The sequence below is a fragment of the Haloferax marisrubri genome (genome assembly GCF_001469875.2).
GTDB lineage: Archaea > Halobacteriota > Halobacteria > Halobacteriales > Haloferacaceae > Haloferax > Haloferax marisrubri.
The window spans coordinates 107,936-128,989 of record NZ_LOPW02000022.1 but is presented as its reverse complement, the minus strand read 5'-3'; the positions used below and the strand labels follow the sequence as shown (position 1 = coordinate 128,989).

At 61.6% G+C, this 21,054-nt stretch carries 20 protein-coding genes; 11 read left to right on the top strand and 9 right to left on the bottom strand.

Going from position 1 to position 21,054, the window contains the following annotated elements; translation table 11 throughout:
* Nucleotides 1-262 precede the first annotated feature (262 nt).
* From AUR65_RS18185 to AUR65_RS18170, 4 genes are all read left to right on the top strand, one after another.
* Nucleotides 263-1,999: a glycoside hydrolase family 13 protein gene (locus AUR65_RS18185; protein WP_058568522.1), complete on the top strand. Its 1,737-nt coding sequence runs from the start codon at nt 263-265 to the stop codon at nt 1,997-1,999.
* A gap of 36 nt (nt 2,000-2,035) precedes the next feature.
* Entirely contained in the window at nt 2,036-3,757 is a 1,722-nt protein-coding gene (locus AUR65_RS18180) for a glycoside hydrolase family 13 protein (RefSeq protein ID WP_103429273.1), read from the top strand.
* A gap of 130 nt (nt 3,758-3,887) precedes the next feature.
* The gene (locus tag AUR65_RS18175; protein ID WP_058568521.1) at nt 3,888-4,364 is read left to right on the top strand and encodes a hypothetical protein; all 477 of its coding nucleotides are present in this window, start codon (nt 3,888-3,890) and stop codon (nt 4,362-4,364) included.
* Between the two features lie 527 nt (nt 4,365-4,891).
* Nucleotides 4,892-6,307, top strand: a complete 1,416-nt coding sequence (locus tag AUR65_RS18170; protein ID WP_058568520.1) for a PAS domain-containing sensor histidine kinase — start codon at nt 4,892-4,894, stop codon at nt 6,305-6,307.
* Nucleotides 6,308-6,519: 212 nt separating this feature from the next.
* Here AUR65_RS18170 and AUR65_RS18165 read toward each other — a convergent pair whose 3' ends face one another.
* Nucleotides 6,520-7,155, bottom strand: coding sequence for an NAD(P)-dependent oxidoreductase (locus AUR65_RS18165; protein ID WP_058568519.1), 636 nt, complete (start codon nt 7,153-7,155; stop codon nt 6,520-6,522).
* 373 nt (nt 7,156-7,528) lie between these two features.
* Nucleotides 7,529-8,326 carry a DUF4386 domain-containing protein gene (locus AUR65_RS18160; RefSeq protein WP_058568518.1) on the bottom strand — a complete coding sequence of 266 codons (798 nt, stop codon included), beginning with the start codon at nt 8,324-8,326 and terminating at the stop codon, nt 7,529-7,531.
* A 243-nt stretch (nt 8,327-8,569) separates the two neighbouring features.
* Between AUR65_RS18160 and AUR65_RS18155 the strand changes: the two genes are divergently transcribed.
* From AUR65_RS18155 to AUR65_RS18145, 3 genes are all read left to right on the top strand, one after another.
* Nucleotides 8,570-9,148 carry a cupin domain-containing protein gene (locus tag AUR65_RS18155; RefSeq protein ID WP_158250854.1) on the top strand — a complete coding sequence of 193 codons (579 nt, stop codon included), beginning with the start codon at nt 8,570-8,572 and terminating at the stop codon, nt 9,146-9,148.
* A gap of 161 nt (nt 9,149-9,309) precedes the next feature.
* A complete protein-coding gene (locus AUR65_RS18150; RefSeq protein ID WP_058568516.1) occupies nt 9,310-10,044 on the top strand; it encodes a DUF4386 family protein in 735 nt (244 codons plus the stop codon).
* Nucleotides 10,045-10,244: 200 nt separating this feature from the next.
* Nucleotides 10,245-11,204, top strand: a complete 960-nt coding sequence (locus AUR65_RS18145; RefSeq protein WP_233194425.1) for an NAD(P)-dependent alcohol dehydrogenase — start codon at nt 10,245-10,247, stop codon at nt 11,202-11,204.
* Nucleotides 11,205-11,453: 249 nt separating this feature from the next.
* On the opposite strand, the gene AUR65_RS18140 is transcribed toward AUR65_RS18145, so the two are convergent.
* The 4 genes from AUR65_RS18140 to AUR65_RS18125 form a co-directional block, all read right to left on the bottom strand.
* Nucleotides 11,454-11,972: a hypothetical protein gene (locus tag AUR65_RS18140; RefSeq protein ID WP_058568515.1), complete on the bottom strand. Its 519-nt coding sequence runs from the start codon at nt 11,970-11,972 to the stop codon at nt 11,454-11,456.
* Nucleotides 11,973-12,244: 272 nt separating this feature from the next.
* Nucleotides 12,245-13,093 carry an Imm49 family immunity protein gene (locus tag AUR65_RS18135; RefSeq protein ID WP_146047446.1) on the bottom strand — a complete coding sequence of 283 codons (849 nt, stop codon included), beginning with the start codon at nt 13,091-13,093 and terminating at the stop codon, nt 12,245-12,247.
* Nucleotides 13,094-13,195: 102 nt separating this feature from the next.
* Entirely contained in the window at nt 13,196-13,441 is a 246-nt protein-coding gene (locus AUR65_RS18130; protein WP_058568513.1) for a type II toxin-antitoxin system HicA family toxin, read from the bottom strand.
* A gap of 1 nt (nt 13,442) precedes the next feature.
* Entirely contained in the window at nt 13,443-13,703 is a 261-nt protein-coding gene (locus tag AUR65_RS18125) for a type II toxin-antitoxin system HicB family antitoxin (RefSeq protein WP_058568512.1), read from the bottom strand.
* 331 nt (nt 13,704-14,034) lie between these two features.
* Here AUR65_RS18125 and AUR65_RS18120 point away from each other — a divergent pair, with 331 nt between their 5' ends.
* Entirely contained in the window at nt 14,035-15,255 is a 1,221-nt protein-coding gene (locus AUR65_RS18120) for a DUF6498-containing protein (RefSeq protein WP_058568511.1), read from the top strand.
* Between the two features lie 161 nt (nt 15,256-15,416).
* Here the strand turns inward: AUR65_RS18120 and AUR65_RS18115 are convergent, their stop codons facing one another.
* Together AUR65_RS18115 and AUR65_RS18110 are read right to left on the bottom strand one after the other, a co-directional pair.
* Nucleotides 15,417-15,728 (bottom strand): YdhR family protein, encoded by a 312-nt coding sequence (locus AUR65_RS18115; protein ID WP_058568510.1) that lies wholly within the window; start codon nt 15,726-15,728, stop codon nt 15,417-15,419.
* A gap of 138 nt (nt 15,729-15,866) precedes the next feature.
* Nucleotides 15,867-16,691: a helix-turn-helix transcriptional regulator gene (locus tag AUR65_RS18110; protein ID WP_058568509.1), complete on the bottom strand. Its 825-nt coding sequence runs from the start codon at nt 16,689-16,691 to the stop codon at nt 15,867-15,869.
* Nucleotides 16,692-16,842: 151 nt separating this feature from the next.
* On the opposite strand from AUR65_RS18110, the gene AUR65_RS18105 reads away from it, so the two are divergent.
* The 3 genes from AUR65_RS18105 (at nt 16,843) to AUR65_RS18095 (ending at nt 20,396) form a co-directional block, all read left to right on the top strand.
* Nucleotides 16,843-17,055: a hypothetical protein gene (locus AUR65_RS18105; protein ID WP_058568508.1), complete on the top strand. Its 213-nt coding sequence runs from the start codon at nt 16,843-16,845 to the stop codon at nt 17,053-17,055.
* 59 nt (nt 17,056-17,114) lie between these two features.
* Nucleotides 17,115-18,515: an FAD-binding oxidoreductase gene (locus tag AUR65_RS18100; protein ID WP_058568507.1), complete on the top strand. Its 1,401-nt coding sequence runs from the start codon at nt 17,115-17,117 to the stop codon at nt 18,513-18,515.
* Between the two features lie 183 nt (nt 18,516-18,698).
* The gene (locus AUR65_RS18095) at nt 18,699-20,396 is read left to right on the top strand and encodes a sensor histidine kinase (RefSeq protein ID WP_084816529.1); all 1,698 of its coding nucleotides are present in this window, start codon (nt 18,699-18,701) and stop codon (nt 20,394-20,396) included.
* Nucleotides 20,397-20,491: 95 nt separating this feature from the next.
* Here the strand turns inward: AUR65_RS18095 and AUR65_RS18090 are convergent, their stop codons facing one another.
* The gene (locus AUR65_RS18090; RefSeq protein ID WP_058568506.1) at nt 20,492-21,001 is read right to left on the bottom strand and encodes a DUF7529 family protein; all 510 of its coding nucleotides are present in this window, start codon (nt 20,999-21,001) and stop codon (nt 20,492-20,494) included.
* Between the last annotated feature and the right edge of the window lie 53 nt (nt 21,002-21,054).

Genomic DNA, 21,054 nt, shown 5'->3' with positions numbered 1-21,054 from the left:
TCTACGATTGTGATAGATGGCACAATAAAGATTCTGAATCAAGCAGTTGATTAAGATTCTAGCTAGAATTAAGTGGCCGCCTCCCTTCGGCTTTGACGAACAAGAGCAACGTCGCTCCAGACCGATTCCCGATCATGAGACGACACTCCCGACGCCGACAGCCGCAGACAGCATCGCCGACGAAGTCCACATGGAACTCGCCGCGAACAGACCAGCCCGATGGCTCTGCAGCCGAGCTGTCGTTTGATGCCGGTGAGGGACAATGAGACGGACGGCGGTCGTCGAACGCGGGACTGAGTCGTGGTGGAAAGAAGCGGTCGTCTATCAGATCTACCCGCGCAGCTTCGACGACGCAGACGGTGACGGCATCGGTGATTTACGTGGTATCGAACGCAGAGCAGACTATCTGGACGACCTCGGTGTGGACGCAGTCTGGCTCTGTCCGGTCTACGAATCGCCACAGGCGGACAACGGCTACGACATCAGTGACTATCGCTCGATACACGACGCCTACGGCGACATGGACGACTGGCGACGGCTCCTCGCCGAACTCCACGACCGGGACATCCGCCTCATCATGGACCTCGTCGTCAACCACACCTCTGACGAGCACGAGTGGTTCGAGCGGTCCCGTCGTCGGGAGGGCGACTACGAGGACTACTACTACTGGCGCGATGGACGACCGGCCGCCGATGCCGACTACGACACCGCTGACGGGCCGACCGACGAGGTTGCACCCAACAACTGGGAGTCGGCCTTCGGCGGGCCCGCCTGGACGTACGACGATGAGCGAAAACAGTGGTACCTCCACCTCTTCGACGAGAAACAGCCGGACCTCAACTGGCGTAATCCGGACGTCCGCGAGTCCGTCTACGAGATGATGAACTGGTGGCTCGACCAGGGAATCGACGGGTTCCGGATGGACGTCATCAATCTCATTTCGAAACGGGAAGGGCTGCCAGACGGTGACGAGGATAGCGAACAGACCGGCGCGGAGCACTTCTTCAACGGTCCGAGCGTCCACGACTACCTTCGCGAGATGCGCGACGAGGTGCTCACGGACGAGTCACTCCTGACTGTCGGCGAGACGCCCGGTGTCGGTGTTGCGGACGCCAGGGAGTACGTCGGCGACGACGGTGATGGCCTCTCGATGGTGTTCCAGTTCGAGCACGTCACCTTCGACCACGACGGGGACAAATGGGACGCTGGCGACTGGTCGCTCGTCGACTTTAAAGCGGTCCTATCGAAGTGGCAGAACGGACTCGCAGAAGCGGGCTGGAACAGTCTCTACCTCAACAACCACGACCAGCCGCGGATGGTCTCGCGCTTCGGCGACGACGAGGCGTGGAGAGAAGCGAGCGCGAAACTCCTCGGAACGCTCACCCACACGCTCCAGGGGACTCCCTTCATCTACCAGGGTGAGGAACTCGGGATGACGAACGCGTCGTTCGCCTCCACGGACGAACTCCGGGACATCGAGGCGCTGAATTTCGTCGCGGAGGCGCTCGAAGAGGGAACGGCCGAGTCCTACGAGGACCTCCGAGATGCAATCGAATACGTCAGTCGGGACAACGCCCGCACGCCGATGCAGTGGTCGAGCGAGGAGCACGCCGGATTCACCGACGGCGAACCGTGGATCGCATGCAACGCGAACTACGAGACGGTCAACGTCGAACACGCCCGCGCGAACGAGGGCTCGGTCTGGCACTACTACCGCGACCTCATCGAACTCCGGCACGAACGCGACGTCCTCGTGTATGGTTCGTTCGACCTCCTCCTTCCGAACGACCCGTCTCTCTTCGTCTACACGCGCACGCTCGGTGACGAACGCGGACTCATCGTTCTCAACGTCGGCGCTGACCCGGTCGAGTTCACGGTCCCCGATGGCGTTGCGCTCGACGGCCTCGAACTCGCCATCGCGAACACCGACGTGCCGACGGCTCCACAGCAGACGTTCGAACTCGGTCCGTACGAAGCCCGCGTCTACCTGACCCCCTAAGACGTCACGACAGACACCAGCACTCGACGCACGACCATGATTCACGACAACTCCGAGATGACGACACAGAGACGGCGCACAGACATCGACAGACAGTGGTGGAAGGAAGCGGTCGTCTATCAGATATACCCGCGCAGTTTCAACGACTCAAACGGCGATGGAATCGGCGATATCCCCGGCATCACAGAGAAGGTCGGGTACCTCGACGACCTCGGTGTGGACGTCGTCTGGCTCTGTCCGGTGTACGACTCGCCGAACCACGACAACGGGTACGACATCCGCGACTACCGCGCCATCATGGACGAGTTCGGGACGATGGCCGACTGGGAGGAACTGCTGGACGAACTCCACGCACGAGACATGCGACTCATCATGGACCTCGTGGTCAACCACACCTCCAGCGAACACGAGTGGTTCCAGCGCTCCCGACGCCGCGAGGGGAAGTACGAGGAGTACTACTACTGGCGCGACGGCTCACCGGACGAACCACCGAACAACTGGCAGTCAATCTTCGGCGGGCCAGCATGGTCCTACGATGACAACCGCGAGCAGTGGTATCTCCACCTGTTCGACGAGAATCAACCCGACCTGAACTGGCGCAACCCCGATGTCCGCGAAGACGTCAAAGAGATGATCACGTGGTGGCTGGAGAAGGGAATCGACGGCTTCCGCATGGACGCGATCAACTTCATCTCGAAACCCGAGGGTCTCCCGGACGGTGATCCTGACGCGCGACTCGTCGGTCACGAACACTACGCTCACGGCCCACACATCCACGAATACCTTCAAGCGGTGTACGACGATACCCTCGCGAACTACGACACGATGACCGTCGGCGAGATGGGCGGGACGAGTATCGACAAAACCGCGGAGTACCTCGGTGAGAGAAACAGCGGGTTGGACATGATGTTCCAGTTCAACCACCTGGCCGTCGACGATGGACCGAACGGTCCGTGGAGTCTCGATGGCTGGGGAGCGTGGGAACTCACGGATTTCAAAGAAATCGTCACCCGCGCACAAGACGAACTCGCCGCAGAATTCTGGGAGGCGCTGTTCCTTGGGAACCACGACGTGCCCCGAATCGTCTCTCGGTTTGGCGATGACGAGGAGTATCACGAGGAGAGCGCAGCACTCATCGCCACCTTCCTGCTGACGCTGCGTGGAACGCCATACATCTACCAAGGCGAGGAGATCGGGATGACAAACGCCGAATTCGATACCCTCGACGAACTCGACGACGTGATGACCATCGGGAAGGTCGAAGAACTCATCGAAGCGGGTGCTATCGACTCGTTCGAGGAGGTCCGTGGCCTGGTCAACTACCTGAGTCGCGACCACGCACGGACACCGATGCAGTGGTCCGACGACCCTCACGCAGGGTTCACCGACGGTGAGCCGTGGTTCGGCGTCAACGACAACTACCGCGACATCAACGTCGATGCGGCACTCACCGAGGAGAACTCCATCTGGCGCCACTATCAGTCACTCATTTCACTCAGGCACGAACTGGACACGCTCGTTTACGGGGCGTACGAGCTCTTACTGCCCGACCACGAGCAACTCTTCGCCTACACGCGAACGCTCGGTGACGAGGAGGTACTGGTCGTTCTCAACTGGTCGGACGAACCGACGACGTTCGACGCTGCGGACATCGATTCCAGTAGTGCTGAGATACTGCTCTCTAACTACGAACAATCACCGGAGAACCCACACGGACGGGAGTTCCGGCCGTACGAAGCAATTCTCTATCGATTGTAACGTCACTCGACAGGTCGGTGTCCCAGTCAGTCGGGTGATGCGGCGCTGGGTCCTCGGTGTTCGACCGAGTCGTCCCGCCCCGCTGTCCGACCGCCGCAGGACTAACGTCCCCGGCCGACAGATAGCCGCTATGTCATCGCCCTCCACGGACGACTCGATTCGCGAACGCGGCCCGGACGAGGCGTTCTGCCGCGACTGCGGCGCGGTCATCGACGCGCGCGCCGAAATCTGCCCCGAATGCGGGGTCCGCCAGCGCGACCCGCCGAAGTCGTCGGTCGATTCGGCGCTCGACGACCTGTTCGAAGGCGGCAACCCCTTCGTCGCGGCGGTGCTGTCGGCGATTTTCCCCGGCCTCGGACAACTGTACAACCGCGAGCTCGAACGCGGCCTCGTCTTCGCGGTCGGCTTCATCGTCGCCTCCGTCTCGGTGATGGTCTTCATCGGCTTCCTCCTCGCGCCCGCCGTGTGGCTCTACGCGGTGTACGACGCCTACACGCGGGCCGAACTCCGGGCCGAGGAGCTACGGCGGGAGGCCGACCGGGAACGCGAGACGGAGATTTCGGTCAGCGAGGAGCAGGACGACGAGCACGAGGAACGCGAGGAATAGACGCGAAGGTTCTGGAAAACCGAGTTCGATGGGTTTTGTCGTTTCACGGGTGGCCGCTCTGGAGTCCTCGGTAACCGAGACTAACCAGACAACGTGGCTCTGTTGAATTCATCTGGTGCTGATAGTTTTCTGAAGGTGTGCTGAATACAGGGCGCACGTCTCGCAGGCGATCCACACTACGTCACCGTCTATATCGGTAGACTATTACTCGTTCTTCAGACACGTCCACTATGGCAGCCGTACCAACATCACCGCTCTTCCTCCTCTATGTTGGTACCTTCGCTGTAGCCGCCCTCCTATTAGAGGGGCAAGTATCGTCCTATCCAAGATTCAATGGCGTCTTTGAGTCCCCAAAAACTGCTCATGTCGATTGGAGTGTTCCGTGCTGGACGATACGTTCACCGGTCCACCTCATATGAAGTAGACGTAGTCGTCTTCTTATACTCTACTCCAACATCTCGACCGCCGTTCTCAACAGTTCTCGTAGGGGCGTTAGAACTTTGTCAAGAGACCGGTATTAATCACTAATGGACTCGGGGGAAGCTGTGGTTAGCTTTTTTGATGATTTTGAGGATCAAGTCACGTTCGTTGACGCTGCGGGAAACTACACGTACGCGAACGAGGCGACGACTCGTGTCATCGGATTTGACCCCGAAGAGCTAGTTGGCCAAGACCTGCTGGCATACGTCCATCCCGAAGACACTCGGCATGTTGAAAAAATGCTTTGCGACGGCCCGAGACGGAACCATGCAGATGCCACACTAATCGAGTACAGACACCGCCGCCCAGACGGCACTTGGGAATGGGTCGAGACGCGAGTCGCCGGTGCCCCCACGGCTGGTGATGAGTTCGTCCTCGTCTCGCGCCGGATGGACGACTCGACGTCAATCAGTTGTGAGACCGAGATACTGGAAGATCTTCGTACGCTCGCCTCGGTAACGGAAGAAGTACTCTACTTGGTAAGTGGGGACTGGGAAGAGACGTACTTCGTCAACGACTCGGTTGAAGAGATATTCGGGGTGACACAGGACGCAATATATGAGCACCCCTTAGAAGTGATTGCTGCAGTCCGCCCGGAAGACGTCGTTGCTGTCACCGATAACATGGAGCGGAACAGCAAGGGGGAAACGACTACGACCGAGGTCCGGGTAAATCCGCAGAACGGGTACCAGACATGGATTGAGTCGAAAACAATTCCAGTTATGGACAACGGCGAAGTCGTGATGAACGCGGGGTTCGTCCGGAATATCACCGAGCGTAAAGAGCGAGAAATGCATCTTGTCGTGATGGACAATCTCCTCCGTCACACCTTGCGCAACAAACTCAACGTCGTGCTCGGACTCGCTGAGACACTCAAAGGAGAACACTCTGACAATAATTCCCCTGCGGTTATCAAATCGGTGAGTAACGAGCTCCTCGAAGCAGCGGACAAACATCGCCAAGTAATCAAACTTCTCATCGACCCACCAGCAGAGACTCCAACACGGGTCGACACAATTGTCGAACAAGCAATCGAATACGCCCACGACCAGTACCCGAACGGCGAGATCTCGCTGACTCAGACAGGCGAATCAACTACGAAGCTCTCGTCGGTTGCGTTTCCGGTCGTCAAGGAACTATTGGAGAACGGACTCAAGCACTCCAAGTCAGAGGCTCCGTCGATTTCACTTTCGGTCTCAGAGTTCGGCGACACCATCGAATTCCAGATCGTGGACGAAGCTCCGCCGTTCCCGACAAACGAGAAGGCTATTCTTGAGGGCCTTCATGATATCGAGTCCGACCCTCTCCGACACAGTACTGGCTCTGGATTATGGCTCGTCTACTGGTGTCTCTCGTTTGCCGATGGTACGGTCTCTCTCGAACGCCAGGACAACGGCAATCGTGTAACGGTACGCTTTCCGAGTGTGGAAGTTGAGACTACACTGGGTTCAGCGGGGTTGTAATGCGTGAATCGGTGCGATTCGGTCAGCGGAACTGGCTCAGATCTCACTCCAAGCGCAATTCTTGTCATACTTGGCTCCGTTGAAATCCTCAGTTGCTGATAGTTTTCTGAAGGTGTGCTGAATACAGGGCGCGAATCGGTCACACGGCGTGCTCGTTTTCGATGGAACGCACGGAGTGGCCAGTTTCGGGACAGGAGATACTTCCCCCTCGATTACACGGTCACGACTGCCACTCCTTGCTGGAGGAACTGTCCGGAGTCGAGTTCCTCGACGATGAATTCGGCCAAGTCGTCCCTCGTCGTCGTACTACTCTCCGGGTCACTGTACCCGACCGTCGCCCGATAGTTTCCGGAGCCCGTGTCGTCGCTCAACCCGGACGGTCGAACAATCGTCCAGTCGAGGTCGGTCTCCACGACGATGTCCTCCATACGCTTCATATCCGCGTACACCCGTCGCAACAGGACGCGTTTGATGAGTAACTCGTAGAAGACGGCGTTGTTCGAATCCCAGCCCGGATACGTGCCCCCAGACGAGATGGCGATGAGCCGTGAAACGTCGTGTTCGGTCATCGCCTGAATGATGTTCGTGATGCCATCAGAGTACAACGAGACACGGCCGAGAACAGACTCCTTGCCGATCGTGGAGACGACCGCGTCCGAGCCCTGTAGTGTGTCGGCGAAGGAATCGTAGTTCGTGACGTCGCCCTGCTCCACGGTGAGTCGGTCGTGGTTCACGTCGAGTTTCGAAGGCGTCCGCACGACCGCCGTCACGTGGTGGCCATCGTCGAGTGATCGGCGGACGACTCGCCGCCCGGTTCGGCCCGTTGCTCCGAAGACTGCAATGTTCATACGCCGTGGTCGGGCTCATCGTAGAAAGCGAGACGGGGTTCGGTTGACCCCGCTAGTGAGGACGCCGACCTATTGCACTCGTGGTTTGCCACCCAATTACCAGAATCCAATCGAGAGGGTTGCTGCATACACCCTCTGTATCGGTCACGCCGGTACTGACAGTTGATTAGTAACTCATAACGATGGTGCTGAACAGAGGGCGCGAGTCAGTCAGTCGAGGTGACAGAATCAGTAGCGTATAGTGATGGATGCATTCATCGGTCGATTGTGACGAATGACCTCTCTCGTACTGTACGCCTCAACAGATCGAACCCGGTGAACGAGACTCCTGCGTTACGGCCTGGTATCTCTCTTTCTGCGGTCAGCTCCGGTCTCAGCTCATCACGGACGCCGACTCCTCGTCCACGCCGTCTTCGGCCGAACTGATTCGACGGCCGTAGACGAGCAGCCAGAGGATCAGCAACACCTCGCCCACGAACGTGAACACAGCGAGTTCGAAGGTGTAGCCAGCGAACAGCACCCGTCCGAAACTATCCACCACGTAGCCGATGCCAGCGAGAGCGAGGAGCATCCCTAACACCTTCGGCACGTAGCCCGAGGGGTACGACTGGACAGCCGCAGACTTGTACAGCAGATACCCGACCAACACCAGATGGAGACCGACCAGAATCAGTGCGCCGTCCCAGATGTTGTAGAACGCCTCGATGCTCAGTAGTGCTTGCGTGGACTGTTGCTCCGTGGTGAACCCAGTCCCGGTCGCACCCAGAATCTGCGGGACACTCATGAGCTGACTGATCGCGACGACGAAGATGCCAGCGAAGACGGCTCTGAGCCACCCAGAGAGGAGTGCGATGCCAGCGTGTACCGGCTTGAATACTGTGTACAACGCCCATGCGACGGTCAAATCGAGTATGGCGACTGCGAAGAGGCTCGCGATGCCGAGTCGGAACGTGCCCTCGGCACCCAAGATAGCGGTCGCCGTTCGAGTCGCGTCCCCCGGCGTGACGAGCCCGTCCAACACCACGAAATTAGCGAACACAGCGAGGGGAGTCATCAGCAAGAGAGCGAGTCCAGCGATCACGCTCGCTCGCCCGACGGACGTCTCGGTTGTGGACGGTCGATGATACTCGACGCTCCGCTCCTGATCTGGGGTAACAGCTGCTCCAGCCATTCGTCTCTGGAGGTCTCGCACCAGCATAACGGTGCCCTAGAGCGTCCGAAGACGTCCGCTACCCGAAACGAACCCACGTCACGAGCGGTGTGAACGGCTCCCCTCGGACCGAAGACGGTGGTGCGATACAGCCCGGCCGGCCGTTGCCGTACCGAACAGATGAGAGCGGGGGACAGCCCCCGGGTTCCGGTGTCGGCCGGAGCCGGCGGAACGCTTAGCATCATCTACGTCGTACCGAACGGAATGGACTCACGGTCGGACGAGCACCTGCTGACGGGATCGGGGCGCTCCACGAGAACCGGCCCGGCTGGCTACCCGAATACGATCGAAGACCCGTCGACAGGGGCGTCCATCACGTTCCTCGAACACGGTGCCGACGAACAGGGCGCGTATTTGCTGATGGACGGCGTTCTTCCGCCGGGAACCGACAGCGGGCCCGCACGGCTCCACCCACGGGCGGAGGCACACTCGGAGGTGCTGTCGGGTCGAGCCGAGGTGATCGTTCGCGGTGAACCACACACCCTGCTCGCCGGTGAAGCGCTGACCATCGCCCCCGGAGCGCCCCACAGCATCCGAAACGACGGTGCTGATAGCCTTGTCGTCCGGACGACGCTCCGTCCGCCCGGGGAGTTCGAAGCCGCCATTCGGGCACTCTACGAGGCCGGCGCAGGGAGGCAACCAGATCTGTTCGCGGTGGCGGCAGTTCTCTCTCACTACCGAGCGGACGTGCGTCTCGCAGGACTCCCGTGGGTGATTCAGCGACCGCTCCTGCGTGTGTTCGCTGGCCTCGCGACGATGCTCGGTCGGAGTCCACTCTCGTAGCCCCCGCCCGATCACGGGCCACCGACGGTGGCGCGTGCGCTCACCCACGGTCGACTACGACGGGTGGCTCCGCACTACCTCGAGGGCGTCTGGCTGGTGGGGAGGGTCGTACTCGACACGGCTATCTCCGCTGGCGGTAATATCACTACGGCAGATAACGTATGGCAGCAACGACCGGTCAAGCAGTAGAGGAAATCGAGCAGTCGCCCACGGCGGGCCGCTGGAACTATCTGACAGTCGGCGGCCTCGCCGCGCTGATTGAGGCGGCCATCTACGTGGCCGGAATCGCGTACTTCCTCGTCGTCCTCGACTTCGCGAGCGTTAGCGGGGCGCTCCAGCAGGTCGAGTTGTTCGCCGCGAACGAGACGAGTCTGTCCGCGATGTACCTGCTCATCTACGTGGTCTTCGGCATCGTGCTGGTGGCACTCGTTCTGGCGCTCCACGAGCGACTCGCGGCCGATGCACCGATGCTGATGCGAGCGACGACGGCCTTTGGGCTCATCTGGGCGGGTCTCGTCATCGCCAGCGGGATGGTCGCCACCCTCGCGACGGGCGTCGTCGTCGACCTCTACAGTGCCGACCCGACGCAGGCGACGACGGTCTGGCTGGCACTCAGCCCGGTTATCGATGGGCTGGGCGGCGGCAACGAGATCGTCGGCGGCCTCTGGACACTTCTCGTGAGCGTAGTCGCGCTTCGAACGCGAGCACTCCATAGGCTGGTGAATTACTTCGGGCTCGTGGTTGGGAGTGCAGGCATCCTCTCGGCGATTCCAGTGCTGGGCGAGATCGGCGGTGGCGTCTTCGGCCTGACCCAGATCGTCTGGTTCGTTGCGCTCGGCGTCCTCCTGTTACGCGCAGGTCGCCGCGAGGCGTCCGCGTATCTTCGTGAGGAGTAACTCGACCGACGGCGTGTGCGAGACGGCCACGGACGGATGGCTGAATACCCCCTCCGTGTCCAGCAGGCACCTCCCGAACGAATCCGACTGTTCGGCAAGCGTACTCTCACTTTACGCTCTCTGACGTCGTATGCTCCCTCGCGATGACACCGAGTGTCGAGGAACAGTCAGTCAAGAGTCGCACGCAGATGCGGGCCGTCGTGGCCAAGACGTACGGGTCGGCGGATATCCTCCGCGTCGAGGAGGTTCCAACGCCGATACCCGAGGACGACGAGGTGCTCGTTCGGATTCATGCCACAGTCGTCGGCCCGCCGGACTCGGCCGCTCGGGAAGGGCGTCCGTTCCTCATTCGGTTCTTCAATGGTCTCAGACGGCCCACAGCGGTACCGGGTAACGTGTTCGCTGGCCAGATCGTGGCGGTTGGTCGGGACGTCATGCAGTTCGCTCCCGGCGACGACGTGTTCGGAACCGCCGCTCCTGGGAGCGGCGCACACGCCGAGTATCTGTGTCTCCCTGCAGACGGGGCCGTAGCCGTCATGCCGTCGGAACTCACCTACAGCGAGGCCGCGGCCGTCTGTGACGGTGGGCTGACGGCGATGGCGTTCCTCGAAGACCACGCGCACCTGCAGGCGGGCGAGTCCATCCTGGTCAACGGGGCGTCCGGCTCCGTCGGGACGGCTGCCGTGCAGATCGCGAGCGCGCTCGGCGCGACGGTCACCGGCGTCTGCAGTACCGCGAACGTCGAGCTGGTGCGATCGCTCGGCGCCGAGACGGTGGTCGACTACAAAACCACCGACTTCGCGGCGACCGACACGACGTACGACGTCATCTTCGACGCCGTCGGCAAGCGACCGTACTCGACGTGCAAGGAGTCGCTCGCCCCCGGTGGGCGCTACCTCACGACCGTCCTCTCGACGCGAATCCTGCTGCAGATGCTGTCGACTCGGCTGATCGGTGACAAGCGAGCGAGCTTCGCAGCCACCGGGCTGGGGGCTGCGGAGACGAAGCGCGAACACCTCCATACACTCCGTGAACTCGTCGAATCAGGAGCGTTCCGCCCGGTGATCGACCGAGCGTACGCACTGGACGACATCGCCGACGCGCACCGCTACGTCGATACCGGGCACAAGGTGGGGAGCGTACTCGTCACGGTGGAGTAAACCCCCCCGCTGTAGGCACTCGTGGCGGACTAAACGACGGGGGGGGCCCGAGAACGGTGTCCCATGCCTCTGGATAGGAAGGAGTATCGATTGGTGCCAGTTGCTATTCGTGCCGATCACAGCGCGCAAGTCGGTCACCCGTCAGTCGTCGTCTGTCGGTGGAACGCGGTGATTGACACGTCTACCTACCAACCTGCCACTTCAACCGCGTCGGGCGTGAAGACAAGTCGATACGATGTGTGTGGAAAGCTACGAGTTGGACCTCTCGACGTCGATGTCGGCGACTGCGAGTGCGGGGACCGTTCGCTGGCTTCCCTGTACGGGTTGATAGGTCTCTGTACCGAGGACGCGTCCCCAGAGGGTTATCTCGTCCCCTCGATGAACGGTGTCGCCGACCCAAGATGCGTAGAGAAGGTTGTGCCACGAGTCGCCGGTAGCGACCAAGAAGTAGTAGTTATCTTCTCGGTCCAACTTCGTCACCTGTCCGACTGTCCCCATGTAGTGGACTGCTTCTCTAGTGTATGAATCGATGTTCTCGAGGAGGTGATTGTAGGCGGGCGATGAAGCGTTGTTCCGGACGTCAGCGATTCCGTCGTCGGTGAAATCTCGGAGGCGGAGGTCAACGTTCGTCGAGTTCTCCGACGTCGGGCCGTAGTACTCGCCTGCGGTCGTCGTCGTCGTGGGAGAGTTCTCTTGGCTACCTATGCAACCGGCCAAAAGGCCTGCCACACCAAGGCCGATGGTCGCAAGGTAGTCACGTCGCTTCATACTGTGTTTACGTTAGAGCGCAAAAATAAACCCACACCCGAAGTTCGACCTCGTGAGTTACCATGCGTTGTCGGTCAGTTTAACTCTCATTCAGTGCGAAAAAGAGCGACGGCTTGCCCAATCCATCCTCTCTATTCAGCACACCGGTTCTGACAGCCTCTGGGTAGTTCGTTGAGACCGTGCTGAATAGAGCGCGCAAGTCGGTCACAGCGACTTGGAGGGACCACGCCCCTACATAGCACAATTACAAACCTGGCGACTCTCGGCCGTTACTACGCTATTGGTGCGGCATTCTCGTACAGGTCTCGCAAGGCATCAGGTGTATCCTCGGGGAGTTCGACTGACCCCCATTCGAGATCGTAGAGTTCCGCTGGCACGTACTCGTTGTCGACGTGAACGTTCATCCCCCGATGGTGGGCGAGTATGAGATATGCACACGTGTAGTGGTCGAGGAGTTCTGCCGTTCCGTCGCCGCCGCCTCGAACATCCTCGTGATAGGCTGTGAGCGAATCGAGTGCCTGCTGAACGAGTTGTTCGTCGTGGTCGAGGAACCCTTCGAGGGCATCGGCGAACGCTTGGGCGAAGTAGGTTCCAAGGTACTGGTTGTCTTTCTCCACCGAGTCACGGAGGCTTGCGAGCGCGGTGCGAGCTTGGGCTGTGTCCTCGCGCAACAAGTGAGCAAGGCTAGTGAGGTGGTAATACCGGGTCGTCATGTCGGGATAGTCGTCAAGGTACGACTCGTCGAGTGCAAGTATCTCGTCAACGGCGGCACCGACAACTCGTGGGTCAGCCGAGAGTAGCGCGTCGCGAAGTGCGTGTTCGGCGGTAATGGGAAGATTCGACCACTCATCTTCCCCAACTACCTCGCGGTGCTGCCATACGAGTTCACTTACCATCGTTTCGGCTAACGCCCCCTCAGCGAACCACGAACGCGCAGTTTGAACCTCTCCAAGCAGCAGTTCAGTCGTCCCGAGTCCTCCCCCTTGGAGAGACAGCCAGTCGAACGCAGACACCGGGACGCGACCTTCATCAGTCATTCGCCGTATCGCCCTAAATCCAGACTGTCTGGCCGATGAGCGTCTCTTCAACCGTGTGCGGAGTTCGGTTTCGTTGAGTTTCACTAATGAACATACTTCTCAGTCTGCCCAGATATAGATATTTGACATGAAAGCCCATTCAGGCCCCGAATTACGCCAGCAACGTCCCAGTCTACGTAGCGAACCCTAACAGTTGCCGTCAATCCACTCACAGAACGAGTGGAAGTCTTCTGCACCGCACTGCTCCGCGATACTCCCGAGTGTTCCACGAGGAATCTCACCGTGAAGTGGAACAGTCGGTCGTCGAACCTCGCCCGTGTCGGGGTTGACGTACTCCAGCGTGAGGTGACTCCCCGTCCGTGACTTCGGCTCGTAGCCGAATTTCATCAGCACCTTCGCGACGTCTCGGCCTGTAAACGTCGTCCGGCCCACGTTACCTGTCCCACGGCGGGCGGCCTTCGCTTCCGATTTCGTCTTCGTCGAGACCGAGTTCGGCGGCCAGCTCGTCATCGTCGACAGGCTCGCCCTTCCCGTGATAGGCATCGAGAGCGTCAGCGAGCATCCGTAGTGCTTCCGCGCGGTCGTCACCGAAGGAAGCGACACCCGTCTCGATGTCCTTTGCGGTGACTCGGCCATCATCCTCGCGGATGAACTCGACGCCGCCGTTACGGTTGTCACGAGTCGTGCTGGCCATTTCTATCGGAACTGAGTTGCGTCTACAAATAAGCGTTCGGACGGTCTTGCATCGAACGCTGACCGGTCAGCACAACTACTCGGAGAAATCTTGCTGAACTCATCCTCTGTATATGTCACGCGTCTTCTGTCAATTTACATATGTACATTTCAACTGAGTCGACCACGTGTATTTCGCTGCGGTTGCAGTTGTCCAGAACACCGTTCAACTGCACTCACTTCGGTGCGTTGCGAACGGGTTGAACAACCCGTCTCGGAACGGGTGGCCCGTTCGACGACCCGAGACATATCCCATAATGAATTAATCAACCGCTGACAATTTTTCGGGAACGATGGAGCATAGACGCCGGACGGGGCGACGCACGGTGGTCGGACTGGTGGTGGCCAACGCGCTTCCGCTCGTCGGAATCCTCCTGTTCGACTGGCGTCTCGTCACCCTGCTCGTCGTCTACTGGGCGGAGATGACCGGTGGAGCCCTCCGGCAGCTGCTGGAGGCAACCTTCGCGGGCCAGCGCGGTGCCGCAGCGGACTGGGCAGCAGTCGATTCGCGGTGGGGGTGGCGGTCGCCGTTCCGCTCGCTCCGAGAAAAGCGTGGAAGTGTCCAACTCCACGCGTCACTCCCACCGCTCTATCCACGGTCGTTTCCGCGTGTGTTCGGACTCGGGCGGGTGGTCGTCGGCCTCTCGCTCGTCAGCGGTGGTGGACTCTGGTTCGCGACCCTCGGGAGTGGCATATTCGTCGAGAGCCTCCTCGTGGCGGGCGCGACGACGCTTGTCCGTGAGGGAACGACACTCGCGGACCATCTCCGCTCGCGCGACTACCGCGAACTCGTCCCCCAGTCGCTCCTCACCCCGCGAACCACTCTCGGTGTCGTCGTCCTCGCGGGACTCGTCGTCTGGGGTGTTGCACTCGTCCCGTCAGCGACCGAGCACACGGGGGTGCTCTTCGTGTTCGTCTACCTCGCTCGCGTCGGGTTCGACGTGTACAGCGTGGTCGGGCCCCGCGACCGATTCGACCCGCGTGACCCGAGTGAGGCTGCGTTCGAGACCGCGGACGACGATGTTCAGGACCCACTCACCATCCCAGCGAGCGACCCGAGCGATGTGTTCCACACGAACCGCGGTGCGGTGTGGGCCAGCGCGGTTCTCGATGGGGTCCTTGGAATGCTGAACCCTCGACGCTTCGCTGCGGCAGCCATCGCGGCCTTCCTCGGGTACGTCGTCGCCGGGGCGACGTGGGCAGTCGTCGGTGCGAGCGCGGTCGTGATGGGCATCGTCGCACACACACTCGTGGAGCGGGACCTTCGCTGGGGGCACCTGGAGTATCGGGTGTCCGAGAATCACGTCGTCTGTTACGACTGCCTCTTAGACAGGCCGCAGTGGTGTGTCGAACGCAGACTGATCACGGATGTGACGGAACGGTCCCGACTGGTCGAACGCTTGTTGGGCGTCTCCTCGGTTTCACTAACACAGCGCGGCGACGGTCAGGCTCGGACACTCCGCTGTCTTGACACCGCTGACGCGCCGGGTTCACGAGCGACGTGGAAGCCGTAGGCCGATTCGGACGGCTTCGACGCGACAACGCGCACCGAGAACTCCGATTCGCGAGTACACGAGAGCCCTTGGAACCGACGGCGGCCACGGTGGATTCGAGTTCGGCGGGCGGGTGGGCTCACAACGCCACGTTCTGTGTTGAGCCGCCTCTCGTAGTCGAGTCACGCGGGGTCTGGCAGTCCGTCGGCCTCGCGGAGTGGGAACAGGAGGTGAGCTTTCGTGACCGCTGGCTCGCCCGTCACCGCGTAGGCCGCTCCGACGCCGGCGCTGAGGTCCGATTCGAAGTACGCGTCGCGGGACTGCGCCGAATCGAAGATGAAACACGCGCCGTACCGGTCGTTCTCTCGGTCGTGCACGAAGTACTTCTGTACGAGTCCGGGCACCTCCCGGAACTTTTGTGCCCGCTGGCGCATGGTCTCCTCGATTGCGTCGTGGTCGAGTTCGGATTCGAACGTGGCGAAGACGATTTCCATGGTGCTTCGACCGGTCTATTCGATGCGAACAGTTGTCATGATTCCTGCTGAGCGGTGCTCACTAGGTGAAATCCTCGACTGCGACTCGCGTTTCGCTGCGGGACAATCGAGACCGCTGGTCGCGAGCGGTCGGTGCGCTCAGCCGCAGACCTGGGCGAGCACGTCTTCTAGCGGTGCCGTGAGGTATTCAGCGGTCAACAGGGTCGCGTCGGCCCGATAGCTCTCGAACACGTCGGTCACCCACTCGAGGAACACGTCGTCGTCCGATTCGATCATGCCAATCGAGACGTCGACGTCGTTCCGCACGACGAGACACCCGACCCCGTCGTGGACCATCACGGGATGTGAAATCGCTCCCTCGTACACGTAGACGTCTGTGCGGTCCGAGGCGAGGATGGCTTCGAACTCCGCCGAGAAGTCCGAGGCCAGCGCGGACTCGAAGACGACCGGGGCGAACACCGCTTCGAACGTCTGCGTGCCGTGGACGATGGATTTGTATCGCCCCTCGATGCACGGGTCGGGAAAGAAGTCGGTGAGACTGCGCGCGTCCTCGGAAACTCGTTCGAGTTCGCGGACGCGAGAGACCACGGCGAACGGATTGTACTGTGTTGCGCGGGTGACGGTCGCGTCGGCCAGTTGCTCGACACCGATACCGATCTCGTCGAGCGGCACGTACGGGAGGAGTTCGTTCAGTTCGTGTGCGACCGCCATGTCGTCGTGGAAGCGTGAGAACGACGCTGCGACGAACCTCCCGAGCGCCGTCAGCGAGTAGTGGGACCCGTCTCGTACGAGCCAGCCACGCTCCTCGAACGCCCGTACGATTCGGCCGACAGTAGCCGACGAGGCACCGGTCGCCTCCCGAAGCGCCGCTCTGGAGCACCGACCATCGGCGAGCATCCGAATCACCACCGGACGGTGCTGCGAGTCCGCGAGGTACCTGATATCGTCGAGCGCCCCATCCATGGTACATAGTAGCACGCCGTATCCATAGCTGTTCGCGTTGTGACGGGAGCGCAGGCAGATGCGCCGTGCTCACGAGGTGAAAGCCACACACCCCCTGTGGATTCTGCAGGAAGCATCATGACGTGGTCCGAGCGCCTCTGTGAACGTGCATATGGGAGACAGAAACCACCTGCACGTGTGCCAGCACTGCGGCGTCGTCCACGCGACCGCGTCGCCGACGGCCCCCGAGGCGTGTATCGTCTGCGAGGCGCTCACGTTCAGCCCGTCTGAATTGAACGCGTTTCTCCGAGAGAACAGCGGTACTGAACCCGAACTGACCGAGACTGACGGCGAGCGGGCGTCACCACTCGTCAGCACGTCTTGAACCACCTCTCGTTTCCCTGAGGAACGCATATTCCGACGGACAACGTCTGTAGACACGGTATGGACCGAGATAACCCAGCGGTGGACGACACCGCCATCCGCGACCTCGACGCTCGTCTCCACGGCGATGCACTCGGTCCAGCAGATGGCGACTACCGAGCGGCGCGCACGGTCTGGAACGCGATGGTCGACCGCTACCCCGCAGTCGTCGTCCGGCCGGCGGACACGAACGACGTCGTCGTCGCCGTCGAGTTCGCCCGTCGGCACGGACTGTCACTCGCGGTGCAGGGCGGCGGCCACAACGTCGCCGGGAACGGCGTCTGTGACGGCGGACTGCTGCTCGACTGCTCGTTGCTGACGGCGGTCGAGGTGGATGTGGAGACCAGGACTGCCCGAGTCGAACCGGGCGTCACCGTCGGGGAGTTCGACCGCGCGACGCAGGCCCACGGCCTCGCCACGCCGAGTGGCATCGTCTCGACGACAGGGGTCGCCGGGTTGACCCTCGGTGGCGGGTGGGGATGGCTCAGCCGTTCGCACGGACTCGCCATCGATAACCTCCGGGCGGTCGAAATCGTCACGGCCGACGGCGCGGTCCGTCACGCGAGCGACGACGAGCACGCGGACCTCTTCTGGGGACTCCGTGGTGGCGGCGGCAACTTCGGGGTCGTGACCGCCTTCGAGTTCGCCCTTCACGAGGTCGGGCCGACGGTCCTCGCGGGGGTGCTGGCCTACCCGTTCGAGGCCGCCGGCGACCTCTTGCGATTCCACCGGGAGTTCACGGCATCGGCCCCCGAGGAACTCTGCTGTTACGCCTCCGTCAGGACCGCGCCGTCCGCGTCGTTCGTCCCGGCGGACATCCGTGGCGAGCGAATCGTCACCGCCTACCTGTGCTATGCGGGTCCCATCGAGGACGGCGAACGGGCGATTCGGCCGCTCCGGGAGTTTCGAGAGCCGCTTGTCGACCTCGTCGAGCCGCGCCGATACACGGCGTTTCAGGGACTCTTCGACGACGTGTACCCGCCGGGCTACCGGAACTACTGGAAGTCTCAGTTCGTCGGCGAAGCCGGACTCTCCGACGAGGCCATCGAGACGCTCGTCGAGTACGCGAACGCGGTGACGTCGCCGTACACGTCCATCGTCATCGAGCATCTGGGAGGCGCGATTTCGCGCCCCGACTCGGGGGCGTCCGCGTACCCCCACCGCGACGCGGGCTACTCGTTCAACATCTTCACGCGGTGGGCGGACGCCGACGAGGACGACGAACACATCGCGTGGACGCGGGCGTTCTTCGCGGCGATCGCGCCCAACCTCTCCGACGGCGTCTACGTGAACTTCCTCAGTCGCGAGGGGAACGAGCGCGTTCGCGCCGCCTTCGGAGACAACTACGACCGGCTGGTCGAACTGAAACGCCGGTACGACCCGGAGAACCTGTTCCGTGTGAATCAGAATATCGCGCCATAGCCCTGACGGCGACCGATTCCAACGGCGCGAGAGACAGATATCACGCAACGGATAATTCAAGACGATTGGGAACGTACACTTTGCTGACGATACGACGGAGACGCTCCCCGTGGGGGCGTCGCACGGAAGCCGTCATAATCGAATCGAAGCCGCAGATACGTTCGCCGCAATGGGTCTCTCACGATGATTTCGCCGAGTACCGCCTCTCTGCTAGAGGCATGTATCGGCTGTCTGTGTCTCGTCGTCGCCGGGCTTTCGTGGCAGTACCGGGACCGTCCCGCCGGCACGCCGCTTTTCATGATGGGCGTGACTGCGGCTATCTGGGCGTTCGCAACCGCGACGGCGTCGTTTGTCGCGGCCCCGAACATCACGTGGGCCGCGCAGTTCGTCGTCTACGGCGTCGCCCCGCTGGCAACGGTCGCGTGGTTCTACGCCGTCGTCGAGTACACGGGCCACACGTGGTGGGAGACGACCCGCGTTCGAGCGGTCGTCTTCGGACTGGTGTTGTTCGAGTGGGTGAGTATCGTGACGAATCCGCTCCACCAGTGGTACATCAGCGCCGAGTCGAGCGTCTCTGCGCTCGGCTTACTCGACCCGACACCGGGCTTCCTGCTGTACGTTCATGCGGCCTGGAAACTCGGCCTGGTCGTCGTCGGCCTGCACTTCGCGTACCGACAGGCCGCGACGCGACGGCGGGTCGTCGAAATCCAGTCGCTCGTCCTCGTTATCGCCGGAGTCCTGCCGGTCGGAACGGCGCTGTTGGAGGTACTCGACATCGTCACGGTTCCCGGATTCGATTTCGGCGTCGTCGGTATCGCTATCGGCGCGGGAATCAGCGTCTGGGCGCTCTTCGAGGCCGACTTCCTCGACTTCGTTCCGATCGCCCGCGAGACGCTGCTCGAGAACATGAACGACGCGGTGCTCGCAATCGATATGGACGCTCGCGTCGTCGATTTCAATCGGCAAGCAAAGCTCCTCTTCGACATCCCCTGCGATGCCATCGGGTCGACGGTCGAGACGGTTTTTTCGTCGTATCCCGCCCTGTCGCTGCCAGATCTCTACGAGACGAGGGCCCCGATCGAGATTGCCGCGGACATCGACGGTCAACTGCGCTACTACGAACTCGACGTGTCTCAAATCCTCCCGCGCGGGGTGCGGCCGACCAGCGGAGAGAACGCCGCCGAACAGCAGATTGGACACCTCTTCGTCTTCCGTGACGTCACCGACCGGAAACGACGGGAACACGACATCGAGGCACAGAATCAGCGGTTAGAGCAGTTTGCGTCGGTCGTCAGCCACGACCTCCGAAACCCGCTCAACGTCGCACAGGGATGGCTCGCCGTCGAGCGAGACGCCCGGGATACTGACCCGCTCGCGACTGTGGCCCGCGCCCACGACCGGATGGAGTCGCTTATCGAGGAACTGTTGTTGCTCGCTCGGGCCGGCAGAGAGATTAACGAGACCGAGCCGTTCGAGTTAGCGACGCTCGCGTTCGACGCGTGGAGCAGTATCGATGCGGCGCACTCGACGCTCGTCGTGAACACCGACCAACGACTCGACGTCGACCGAAGCCGGTTCCTGGAACTCCTCGAGAATGTGTTTCGCAATGCTGTCGAACACGGGGGAACGGGCGTCCAGATCACCGTCGGCGACCTCCCGGACCACCGTGGTTTTTACGTCGCCGATACTGGCCGCGGGATTCCCGTCGAACAGCGAGAACACGTCTTCGAGAGCGGGTACTCGACAAACCGAGAGGGAACGGGGTTAGGACTGGCAATCGTCGCTGAGGTTGCGAGTGCACACGGCTGGGAGACGCTCGTCACCGAGAGCGACGCGGGTGGCGCGCGGTTCGAGTTCGTCATCGCATCGGGACACGACTGACGGTGGGGGCGGCGTCGGGTCCTGTTCGAGACTCGGTACAGTTCAGTTCAGTTCAGTCTGCATCCAGCGGTGTTCGGTAGTCGGCGACGCGACGATTACGCGAACTCGTCAGAGAGGTCGGCGTCCCAGTCCGGCGGGAGCAGCGGGTCGGGGTCCTCGTGGACGAACTCGACGCCCTTGTCGGGGTCGAGCGGGTGGACCTTCGTGCGCATCGTCTCGCCGGCGTCGAGCAGCGAGAACATGCGTTCGGACTCCGCGAGGCGGTAGTACAAGGGGAGGCAGACGGCGACTTCGTCGTCGGTGGCGCGGACGACGAGCGCGAGGTAGACGAGGCCGCCGGTGACCGCGCGGAACGCCTCGTACTCGTCGAACGTCGCGCCCTCGACGGCGGCTTCGAGGTCGGGGTACACGTCGTCGCCGACGACCACGTCGAGGCCGACGTGCTCGACCACTTCGTCGCCCGTCCCGGGGACGGGAACCACGTCACCCGGCAGGGCGACGACGACGGTCCAGTCTCGCTCCCGATAGTCGTCAGCGAGCGCCTCGCACTCTTCGACCACGGTCTCCCACGTGCCCGACTCGTCCGAGAGCGGATGTTCTTCCATGCGGCATGGTGTCGGAGTCCGCTACCTAAACTTTGGCTTCTCCCGCCGCCGTC